Source organism: Erythrobacter sp. SCSIO 43205 (assembly GCF_019904235.1).
Taxonomy (GTDB): domain Bacteria; phylum Pseudomonadota; class Alphaproteobacteria; order Sphingomonadales; family Sphingomonadaceae; genus Erythrobacter.
The window spans coordinates 3,254,775-3,266,249 of the sequence record NZ_CP063202.1; the positions used below are offsets into that span (position 1 = coordinate 3,254,775).

The window sequence follows — 11,475 nt, forward strand, 5'->3', positions numbered from 1 at the left end:
CTGGAGCGACCACAGGGCAAAGCGCTTGCCCCGGTCCAATTCTGGCTCGGCTAGCGTCGACTTTGCGCCCCAGTATCGGACGTTCAGGCACCGTTATCCTTGAACAGAAAGCAGACTGAATGCGATAGAGATTTTTACGAAATGATTGTGCCATTTTGCGCCACGCAAGAAAAACTGATCTATCGTATTCACTCGCGAATAAGGATCGCCGCCCTCCAAATCATAGTTATGAGCCTTGAGGCCCATCGGCGCAGTACTGGTTTTGCATGACCCAACGTCCGGTATTGGTTAAAAACGGAAGCCATACTTTAAAGCAGCTTTTTGAAGACGCCCAAAAACTTGCCGGTTTTGTTGGAATAAGGGGGCAGCAATTGCCCCAGCATGTTCACACCGGACTGCCGAAAAACCGGTTTGAAGTGGGAAAAGCGCTCGAAGCTGGATGGCCCGAGATAGCTTCCGATGCCGCTATTGCCGATCCCGCCGAAAGGAAGGCTGCGCTGGAACACATGCATCACGGTTCCATTGAGTGTGACGCCCCCGGCATGAGTTTCTTCGAGAATGGCTTGCCGCGCGCGATTGTCCTTGCCGAAATGATAAAGCGCCAGCGGTCGTTCGCCCCGGTTGATGTATCGGATCACGTCCTCGGCTGAGCGATAGGGCATGACCGGCAGGATCGGCCCGAAAATCTCTTCCTGCATCAGCGCCATCTCGTCAGAAACATTCAACACGGCCTGCGGAGCCATCCGGTTGCGGTTGGGGAATAGCCCATCGCCATCGCCAGCAAGATTGATGATGGTGGCACCCTTGCTGCGCGCATCATCCAGCAGGCCGGTCAGGCGCTGATACTGGCGCTGATTGATAATGCTGGTGAAATCGGCATTGTCTTCGATGTCAGTGTAGCAATTGGCCACCCGTTCACCCATCTGCTCGACAAAACTGTCCAGCATGCTCTCATGAACGAAGGCATAGTCCGCCCCGATGCAGGTCTGTCCGGCATTGAGGAGCTTGCCGAATACCAGGCTCTCGCACACTTTGGGAAGCGATGCGGACGGATCGATGATAACCGGACATTTGCCGCCCAGCTCAAGCGTGATCGGAGTGAGATTGGCGGCTGCGGCTGCGGCCACCTTCTTGCCGATCATGGGTGAACCGGTAAACAGAAGATGGTCGAAGGGCAGCGACGTCATATGGCCGGCCAGCTCAGCCTGACCCAGAACCACCGCCAGTTCTTCTTCGGAAAAATACCTCGCTGCCAGCCGCGCCATCGTCTCGGCTGAGCGTGCGGATACCTCGCTAGGCTTGGCGATGATGCGGTTGCCCGCAGCCAGTGCCCCTGCCGCTCCGGCAAAGACTGTGCCGTAGGGGTAATTCCAGGTGCCCAAAATACCGACAACGCCCAGCGGTTGGGGGTGCAGATACGATTTTCCCGGCTTGCCAAAAATGTCTGTCTTGACGCGGCGTTTCTTCATCCATCTGCGCAAATGCCGCCGCGCATATTTCACCTCGGACAAGACCAGCATCATGTCGGTTAATACAGTTTCGTGGCGGCTACGAATGCCGAAATCAGCCGCCGCCGCCTGGATCATCTCCTCCTCATGCGTCTCGAACATGGTGCCGAGCCGGGCGAGAAGATCCATCCGCTCTTCATAGCTGCGCGATACACGCTCACGAGTTAGCGCTTGCTGCGTTTCGAACAGGCGCTGAAGCTCGGATGGCGAGGTTTCGGCCCCGCCGCTGCCTTTTGCATCACCATCTGTCATCAGCATCGTTCCTGCTATTTGTCCTGATTGCCCTCATCGGTTCTGATCCGCATTGTGCCGAACAGGCCGCCCAGCACGATATCGCCGCCCGGGAGCATGCTGATGACCGAATAGGCGCCATTATAGGCCTGGCTCTTGCCCATCCGCAGGCGTGTGACGACTTCGCCGCTGTCCCAGTCAACGCCGGTCACTTCCCATTTTCCATCGACAAAACCGTTGACATAGGCTTGGTTTGAGCCACCTGAAATCATCGGAACGGTTGACGGGCTTGCGAGATCGGGATTGGCCCAGGCGCGTACCCAGCTGTCGCTTTCGGTATCCCATTGGAACTTTTCTGCCCCGGTTGGACCTTCGCGCGTAAAGCCGGATGTCACGACATTTTCCAGCATGGTCGGCAGTGGTGAAGGCAGTGTGTTGTTCACCACCATCGCGCCATAGCCATAGACTGCGACAGATTGTTCAGACTGCGCGCGTTCCAGATTTTCCTTGCCGAATGTGACTTTCATCTGGTCGGCAATACGGCGTGATTTGGTACCCGGTTTCTGCTCGAAACCTTCAGGGATGTCGTCGCGCCAGAAGGCGACCATATTCATGACTTGCTCACCATCGGTAATGACGACGAGCTTGTCTTCCTCACCGCCGAAACCCATCAGCGAGGGTGTCGAGCCCGAGCCATTGCCCAGGCTGACACCGCCCAGCTTGCCTTCGAAGCTGTCATATTCGGATGACCACGCGCCATTGCTGTCGGTATGCAATTGCGTGCCGTCCCACACCATTTTGTGCATGCGCTTGTTGGAAAGCACGTAAATGCCGCCATCCTTGTCAATCGCGATGCTATTGGTGACGCTCTCCTCGTCAGCCAGGCGGTGGATGATCGGATCGCCCTCAAACTCGCGATCAACCACGGCCACCACACCGCCCATCGTCACCATGACTATCATGCCATCATATGTCATGCCCAACCCGAATACGGCATCGGGATCTTCCATAGTGGGGTTGAAATACTCCGTGGGCAGGCGGAAGCGCGCTTTCTCGACCATCGGAGAGCGCGGATTACCGGCTTCCTCATCGGCGAAAACCACCACATCATTGTTGACCACGGTGTAGAAGTTCCCGTCACGGTCAGAGATGTTGTAGATTGCCGCACGGGCAACAACCTGTTCGACATAGCGCGGGTATTCTGCGTTGAGAAATTCGAGAATTTCCGCTTCGGTTTCCGCTTCATCCAGCCGCGCGACGGTTTTGGCCACGTCCTCGGCTGACATATGCGGCTGGCCATTGATCGGTGTTTTGGCGATCAGTTCATATTTGCCGTCATTGACCAGAATTTTTGCCACCTGATTGTTGTTGGTGGCGATGATCACCTCTTCGCCGGACTCATATTTGGGCCCCTGAAGAATGGTGAGGTTGACCATCCCTCCGGCAACACGCTGAATCTGGCTTTCATCAAGCTCGTGAATGCCACGCGGCCCTTCGAAAGACAGCGAGTCCTGCTGTGCAGGGCCGAAATGGGTTGTGGCCAGTTCACTATCGACCAGAAACGGGTTCTTGGACGGCATTTGCGGGCTGCTGACCTCGGTCCCGCCATTGCAGGCCGCAAGAGCGAGCGTGAGTGGTAGCAGGGCGGTGGCGTTCAGGTGCATCTTCATTTCAGGTTCTCTCTTGATCAGTCAGTTTCTGTAGTGCTGGTATCTTCAAAAGCGAGCCATGCGCGTGACAGGAGAAAGTCCTCGATGTCGCTGACTTCCTCTTTGCTCAGCCGACCGTTGAAATTGGGCATGCCATTGGCTGCCGCTGCACCTTCAAGGACGAAGGCGTGGAACGCATCGTTACCCAATGTTGCCGAGTACCGCAGATCGGGCGTGGTGCCAGCCGAGATAGCTGCGCCCCCATGGCAGATGCCGCAGAAACGCCCGTAGAGATCGGTTCCGCGTGCGACGGCTTCAGTGGAGCTGGGGCGTCGTGCCGGACGTGGCAGCTCGCTCTTGGCGGGTTGCCGTAATGAGATTTTGCCATCGGCGCCGAGCTTGAACGCGATCACGCGCCCTTCGACCTTGCCGCCTTTGGGATCGACATAATATCCGGCCAGCAGGTTCGCGCCGCTGCCCCAACCGACCGAGACAGCGATATATTGTTCACCATCCACCTCGTAGGAAACAGGGCCGCCAACCATAGCTGCACCGACAGTGAAGGACCACAACGTGTCGCCAGTTTTGGCGTTGAAGGCGTTGAAAATCCCCTTGGTGGTTCCCTGAAATACCAGATTACCGCCTGTGGCCAGCGTACCGCCGTTCCAGATCCGTTCGTGCTCAACCCGCCAGACTTCTTTCTGTGCGACCGGATCCCACGCAACCAGCTGGGCGCGGATCATCTGCTTCATCAGCGCGCGTCGTTCGGCCTCTGTGTCGGGAAGCGGATCCGTCAGGCTGACGCCGGTGTTGAGACCATCGCGATCCACCCGCGCAATGTCGCCTTCGATCTGATCGCGATAAAGAAACGGCATATCCTGCGCCGGAATGTATACCAGCCCGGACTGCGGGCTGTAGGACATCGGGTGCCAATTATGCGCGCCGAACGGAGTGGGTTTGACCAGCGCCATTCCTTCCGGATAGCGCGCTTCCGGATTCTCAATCGGACGTCCGGTTTCAGGGTCAATGCCCTTGGCCCATGTTACCGGCACGAAATTCTCGGCCGAAATCAGCTTCCCGTCGGTCCGGTCAATCACATAGAAAAAGCCGTTTTTCGGAGCCTGCATCAAAACCTTGCGGGCTTCCCCGCCAATCTCCAGATCGGCCAGAATGATGCTCTGCGTGGCCGTAAAGTCCCAGGTTTCGCCCGGTGTTGTCTGATAGTGCCAGACATATTCCCCGCTATCGGGGCGCAGCGCGACGATGGAGGAAAGGAACAGATTGTCACCGCCGCCGGGGCTGCGAACTTTCTGGTTCCACGGCGCACCATTGCCAACACCGATATAAAGCAGATCAAGCTCGGGATCATAGGCCATGGAATCCCATACGGTGCCGCCACCGCCCAATTCCCACCATTCGCCCTTCCATGTTTCAGCGGCCATTTCCATGGCTTCGTTTTCGAACCCATCTTTGGGATTGCCGGGTACGGTGTGGAATTTCCATTCCTGCTCACCCGTTTCGGCATCATAGGCTGCGACAAAGCCGCGTACGCCAAATTCAGCCCCGCCATTGCCGATAATTACACGGCCTTTCACCACACGCGGTGCGCCGGTGATGGTGTGAGGTTCTTCAATCGGGAATGTGCGGGTTTCCCAGACCTGATCGCCGCTTTTCTGGTCAAGCGCAATCAGCCGTCCGTCAATCGTGCCAAAAAACAGCTTGTCCTGATAGACCGCGACCCCGCGATTGACGACATCGCAGCAGGCATGGCGCCCTTTTTCACGCGGGACTTCCGGGTCGTATTTCCACAACACCTCGCCGGTTGCCGCATTGAGCGCGATCACTTCGCTCCACGAACCGGTAGTGTACATCACGCCATCAACCACAATGGGTGTAGCTTCAATGCCGCGGAAACTGCCCAGCGGCGCTTCCCAAGCCAGACCGAGCTCGCCGACATTGTCCGCATTGATCTGTTCGAGCGGACTGAAGCGTTCTTCATTATAGGTGCGCCCGTGCGAGAGCCAGTTGGCTGCATCTTCCCCCGCTTCAAGCAAGAGTTGTTCGCTCACCGCACCGTCACTGGTACTTCCGCATCCTGATAATGTTGCAAGGCTTGCGAGCAGAATGGCGGGCGCGGCCCTTCTCAGGATTTGCGAAATATCAGCCATGTCAGTTTCCCCTGTGCGGGGCCTCTCCTTGTCCGCATTGCTTTTGCAAAGCGTTTTTTCACCCCTCAAGGAGACAGATAAAACACGGCAATTGCAATCTGCAAGACCATGCCCAATGCGCCAACTCACCGTCTCTTGGTGTTTTTCAACTCTTGGAGGATTTCATCGTCATGCTCGCCATGGCCCGGGGCAGGCGAGATGGAGAGGGGAGAAGAAGAGGCAAATCGTGGTGCTGAACCGGCTTGCAGATAGCCCTTGCTTTCATCAAAAATTCCGCGCGCCTGATTGTGCGGATGCTCTTTGGCGCTTGACGGACTCAACACTGGCGCAAAGCAGGCATCGCTTCCTTCCAGCAAGGTGCACCAATATGCGCTTGGCTGGGAAGCGAATAGCTCAGCAAGATGTTTGGCCTGTTCGGGCCAGAATTTCGGATCAAACTGGTTGGCGAATAGCGGATTGTCTGACAGGCCAAGCCGCTCCAGCAATTCGGCATAGAATTTCGGCTCCAGGCTACCCACTGTGATATGCGTGCCATCAGCACAGCGATAGGTGCCATACCAGGGCGCGCCGTCCAGCGCGCTGACCCCGCGCTCTTCCTTCATCAGCCCCTTGGGCATCAGATCGAAGATCAGGTTCATCATGTGGGCCGAACCATCGACAATCGCGGCATCGACAATGTCGCCTTTACCGCTTGCTTTGGCCCGGACAATTCCGGCGAGCACGCCGATGGTCAGATAGTTGGCGCCGCCACCCAGATCACCCACCATGGCGGGCGGAGGGAGTGGAGTTCCATCAGCAGTCCCGGCATACCAGCCAGCCGATGACAGCGCGACATAGTTGATATCGTGACCCGCCGCTTGCGACAGAGGCCCGTCTTGTCCCCAGCCGGTGATGCGGCCATAGACAAGCGCAGGATTGCGTTTCTGACATATATCAGGCCCCAGCCCCAGCCGCTCCATCACGCCGGGGCGCATCCCTTCGATCAGAGCATCGGCGCTGGCGACCAGATCAAGCAGAATTGCCTTGTCGCCATCATCCTTCAGATCAAGCGCGATAGAGCGTTTGCCGCGCTTGAGTATGCCAACCGGCATAGTCGTGCCCGGATCGCTGCTCTTCTCCTTGCGCTCGACCAGAATGACATCTGCACCCATATCGGCGAGATGCATCCCGCAAAAGGGAGCAGGACCGATCCCTTCGATCTCGACAATGCGGATTCCGGCAAGCGGCCTTTGTTGCTCGGTCACTACTTGATCACTTGAAGGCGGAAACACCAGTCAAACCGCGCGCGATCAGCAGTTTCTGGATCTCCGTTGTGCCATCGGGGATCGGCGTAATCATCGCTTCACGTGCAAGCCGTTCGACGATGAATTCCTTGGTCACGCCATTCCCGCCATGGATCTGAACCGCCTGCCGCGTCGCATCGACGGCGATTTCGGTACCATACCATTTGGCCATCGCGCATTCCACGTCGCAGCGTTCACCTGCGTCGATCATGGAGGCAGCCCGCAACGCCAGCAGCCGTGCGGCGTCAATCCGGGTGGCCATGGTCGCGATCTTGTCAGCGATCAGCTGATGCCCGGCGATAACCTTGCTGTGCTGTTCGCGTTCCTGCGAATATTTGATCGATTCCGCCAAAGCGCGTCTGGCAATGCCGTAACCCCAGGCGCCAACATGGATGCGCGCGCGTTCGAACAAGGTCAGCGTGTTCTTGAGGCCATCGCCAATGTCGCCGACAGTATTGCTTACCGGAACGCGCACCCCGTCCATAAAGACTTGTGAGGTCGATTGGCCATTGAGGGCCATTTTGGGGATGCCGCGCACCTCATAGGGGTGCTCGTTCCGGTCGAGCAGAATATGGGTGAGTTGATTGTCATCGGTGCGGCAGGTGCAGATGAAAATATCGGAATATTCGCCATTGGTGATCCAAGTTTTCTCACCGCTGATTACCCAATCATCGTCATCCCGAACCGCGCGGGTCGTCACGCCCGAAACATCAGAGCCGATGCCGGGTTCCGAGATACCCACTGCCGCATAAATCTTGCCGTTCAACAGCGGTTCGCCATAGCGTTCGCGCAGCTCATCTGAACCCAGTTTCAACACCATGGATGTTGCCGCAGCATTGACCAGCATGGCGACTGTCAGATCAGCGGAGCTATAGGCCAGTTCCTCGATCAGTTGCACATGCAACCGCCAGGACATGCCAAGACCGCCATGTTCGGTCGGTTGCGGGGCATTGATCATGCCGAACTGGGTCAGATGCCCGGCCCATTCAACCATCTTTTCCTTGGGGTAGAATGTGTCGCCAAGCTTTTGCAGCTCCGGTTCGAGTTGCTCGTCCAGATAACGCCGCAGACCGTCAATCGCCATCCGCTCGTCTTCGTTGAACAGAAAGTTGATATTGCTCATTATCCTTCTGCCTTTCCAAAAATGTTGACCACTGCGACACCTTCCTCGATGCCAACCAGACCACCACTGTTTTCGTGCACAGCGTGACGCGCGCCTTCGACCTGACGCGCACCGGCTTCGCCACGTAATTGTGTAGCCAGCTCATGAATCTGACCAAGGCCGGTTGCCCCGATCGGGTGACCTTTTGATTCCAGCCCGCCAGACGGGTTGATTGGAATGCGTCCGCCGACTGTGAAGTCTCCGCGTTCGGCAGCCGGGCCGGCTTCACCCATCGGGACCAGCATCAGATTTTCCGCATGCATAAGCTCGCCAATCGCCGTTGCATCATGCACCTCTGCGACATCCATATCCGCAGGAGAGCGTCCGGCCTTGTCATAGGCTTTCTGCGCGGCGAGGCACGCCATGTGATTTTCCGGCTCATCTGCCGTTCGTTCGGGATTGCCGCTCATCGTTACGCTGGCGAGAATCTCGACTGCGCGCGATTTGTCTCCGCCCAGCTTTTTAAGACCATCCTCGTTGCAGATGATGGTCGCCGCAGCACCATCCGAAATCGGCGCACACATGGGCAGCGTCAGCGGATAGGTGATTGGCGGAGCGGCAAGCACTTCCTCAATCGAATAGGGTTGCTGATATTGCGACAGGGGGTTGTGCACAGAATGTTGATGGTTCTTCGCCGCAATCGCCGCAATCTGGCGTTGGGTCGTTCCGTTGCGCTTCATGTGATTGAGGCCGAAGGCGGCATAGACTGACATGAATACGCTATAGGGATTTGGCGATTCTGAACCTTCCGGCTTGTCCATGCCTTCACCCAGACTGACCAGACGCTGCGTATTCTCTTCCGGTGTCGCGACATCCCACGCACCGTCAAAGACAGCGAACATCTTGGCCTTGTCAGGGATGTTCATTTTTTCAACGCCTGCCGCCATGACAATATCATGCATGCCCGAGGCTACACCCTGAGCAGCGAGATGAAACGCGCTTGAGCTGGAGGCGCAGGCGTTTTCGATATTGAAGACTGGCGTTCCAGAGAACCCGATCTGGCCAAGCGCGACCTGTCCGGGGATGAAAGTCTGCCCTTGCAGGAAACCCTGCGTCGAGCTGGAATGATAGATTGCGTCAATATCACTGTTGGCCGCGCCTGCATCCTTCACTGCATGGGCAATCGCCTCATCAAGAAGATGCGCAATTTCGCGGTTGGGATGTCGCCCGAATTTCGTCATGCCCACGCCGACGATATATGTCTTTTCCATGGTCGGGATTCCCTTCCTGTAAGCCTGCGATCAGGTTGTTATGTGCCTGTGTATTTGGGTGCGCGCTTTTCAGCGAAGGCTGAAAGACCTTCGAGAAAATCTGCAGATTGGGCGTGCTCGTCGAGCAAACGGCTTTCCAGCGCGAGCGCGTCGCGCGTGTCGAGCCGGGCGCCCTGATCGACCATCTCCTTCATCCGGGCGAGAACCAGCGGGCTCTTCTGGGCCAGTTTTTCGGCCAGCTTTCGCGCCTCGTCCAGCAGCGCATCATCATCATGCACCGCGCTGACAAAGCCCATCTTCTCGAACTCTTCTGCAGGCCAATTATCGCCAGAGAAAAGCAGCAGGTTGGCTTTCTTCTCACCAATGAAACGCGGCAAGATTGTTCCGCCGCCACCCCCGGGCAAGACGCCAAAATTGGAGTGGCTGTCACCGATCCGTGCGCTGCGGGCGGCCAGCACAATATCGCAGGCAATCGCCATTTCCAGCCCGCCCGCCAGCGTCATACCGTTCAGCGCGGCAATGGTTGGTTTTGGCAATTCGCGCAACTGGATAAGCACATCCTGAATTGCCTCCAAGAAGCCGGTAAAGCCCTCGGTCTTGCCCGTTTGAGTTTCGGCCAGAACACCCTTGAGGTCAGCCCCGCAGCAAAAGGCGCGGCCCGTGCCCGTGACTATCAGCGCGCGCAGATCATCATCCCCGGCAACAATGGAAATGGCGTTGGAAAGCTCCTCCACCATCTTTGCCGATATGGAATTCATTGCCTCCGGCCGGTTCAGCGTAATGGATGCCACCGCATTGCCGGTTTCAAATGATATCGTCTCATAGTTCGTCATCGTATATTTCCGGGTTTTGTCCAAACGGAACATGTGCCTCTGGATTGCACTGTCCGACACCGACAATAGTATGTGTTCGCCTTTTTGATATGCGCTTGACTTGCCATTGCACGCCAAAAACGCGTCAATGGGGCGTCGGGCCTGGTAGCGGCGCAGCTATTTGGCCCGTACCTCCGTTTTGTCGAGAAACTCATGCGGTGACTGGCCCGCCAACCGCCGGAAAGCACGCGAAAAATTGCTGGGATCGCTATATCCCAGAAGATAGGATATCTCCTTGATCGAATGCCGCCCGGCGCGCAGGTACCGAATTGCAAGATATCGGCGTATATCATCAAGCACGCCGTTAAAGGTAGTGCCTTCATTCTGAAGCTGGCGCTGCAGATTGCGGTTGCTCATTCCCAGATCGGCGGCCACGGCCTCTACCGACACATCACCATCCGGCAGCATTCTGACAATGGTGGACTGGATGCGCGGAATGATCTGCTGGTCATCGAAGCGGGCGATATATTCCATCGCGATCTGGTCATGATGGCGGACAATTTCCGAATTGGCCCCGCGAAGGGCCTGTTCGTAATCGGCCTTGGAAACATGCATTTCCAGTTGATCGCAACCATATTCAATCGGACAGCAAAAGAAGTCATCGAACTGGGCGGAGGTTTCTTTTGGTTCCGGTCGGCGCATTCTTACCAGCATGGGTGTAAAGCTGGAGCGATAGACCATGCGCGCAAAACGCAGCACGGTTGCAATAAAGGCGTCCTGCCTCAACGCAGGCATATCCTCGCGCAGCTTCAAAACATAGACCAGCCTGTCATCGCGCAATTCGATGCTGGCATCGGCGGCGTGGGATATCAGGCGGAAAAAGCGGGCGCAGCGGTTGAAGAAGCTGAGCAGGGTACGGCTGGCAAAGAGCGAATAGCCCAGCGCATGCATGGAGCCCGGGGTGAGCCGTTCGGCAAGCCGCAACCCGATTGCTGCGTCATCCGTCACCCGGCCTACAATCGAATAGAACCGGCTCATTTTCTCCGAAGGAACGCGTGCGCCCGGGTCATTGAGCAATTCCGGATCAATGCCGGCCTCGTCCAGAATCGCCTCGATCTCACTTTCAAGACCGAATTCCTCGATGATGGCAACAAGGTGGATCAGCCAGCTGGCAATGACTGACGGTTCTGCGCCTTGCAGTTCAAGATCATCGTCCAAAGCCAGTCTCTCCCTGCTCCCTTTCCGGAGCTTCACTTGTCAAACAACCGAAGTTGTCTGCGGCCCGATATCTGGTGGGGGTCATGCCACTATAAAGCAACCCGGCAACATCTCGCTAGCCCAAATCTTCACCGGAGGCCCGCGACCCGTTTGGGCCGATTTCACCCGTTCTGCGCGAGAAAAGACGGCAGGTTGGCGCAGTGTGACAGGCGTTCCTGCGCGCATTCTCCCGG

8 protein-coding genes are annotated in these 11,475 nt (G+C 56.9%); all 8 read right to left on the reverse strand.

Annotation, left to right across the window (positions count from 1 at the left end; all coding sequences use genetic code 11):
• Positions 1–308 precede the first annotated feature (308 nt).
• Positions 309–1,760 carry an aldehyde dehydrogenase family protein gene (locus INR77_RS15255; protein WP_152434312.1) on the reverse strand — a complete coding sequence of 484 codons (1,452 nt, stop codon included), beginning with the start codon at positions 1,758–1,760 and terminating at the stop codon, positions 309–311.
• Between the two features lie 14 nt (positions 1,761–1,774).
• On the reverse strand, positions 1,775–3,409 hold the full coding sequence (locus tag INR77_RS15260) for a hypothetical protein (protein WP_223071846.1): 1,635 nt from the start codon (positions 3,407–3,409) through the stop codon (positions 1,775–1,777).
• 17 nt (positions 3,410–3,426) lie between these two features.
• Entirely contained in the window at positions 3,427–5,556 is a 2,130-nt protein-coding gene (locus tag INR77_RS15265; RefSeq protein ID WP_152434310.1) for a PQQ-dependent dehydrogenase, methanol/ethanol family, read from the reverse strand.
• A gap of 125 nt (positions 5,557–5,681) precedes the next feature.
• Positions 5,682–6,800 (reverse strand): CaiB/BaiF CoA-transferase family protein, encoded by a 1,119-nt coding sequence (locus INR77_RS15270; protein ID WP_152434309.1) that lies wholly within the window; start codon positions 6,798–6,800, stop codon positions 5,682–5,684.
• 7 nt (positions 6,801–6,807) lie between these two features.
• Complete coding sequence (locus INR77_RS15275) at positions 6,808–7,962, reverse strand: acyl-CoA dehydrogenase family protein (RefSeq protein WP_234029453.1); 1,155 nt, start codon at positions 7,960–7,962, stop codon at positions 6,808–6,810.
• Positions 7,962–9,212, reverse strand: a complete 1,251-nt coding sequence (locus INR77_RS15280; protein ID WP_223071847.1) for a thiolase family protein — start codon at positions 9,210–9,212, stop codon at positions 7,962–7,964. The genes INR77_RS15275 and INR77_RS15280 overlap by 1 nt, the downstream gene beginning before the upstream one ends.
• 38 nt (positions 9,213–9,250) lie before the next feature.
• Positions 9,251–10,078: an enoyl-CoA hydratase/isomerase family protein gene (locus INR77_RS15285; RefSeq protein WP_223071848.1), complete on the reverse strand. Its 828-nt coding sequence runs from the start codon at positions 10,076–10,078 to the stop codon at positions 9,251–9,253.
• Positions 10,079–10,201: 123 nt separating this feature from the next.
• Positions 10,202–11,242 carry an AraC family transcriptional regulator gene (locus INR77_RS15290; protein ID WP_223071849.1) on the reverse strand — a complete coding sequence of 347 codons (1,041 nt, stop codon included), beginning with the start codon at positions 11,240–11,242 and terminating at the stop codon, positions 10,202–10,204.
• Between the last annotated feature and the right edge of the window lie 233 nt (positions 11,243–11,475).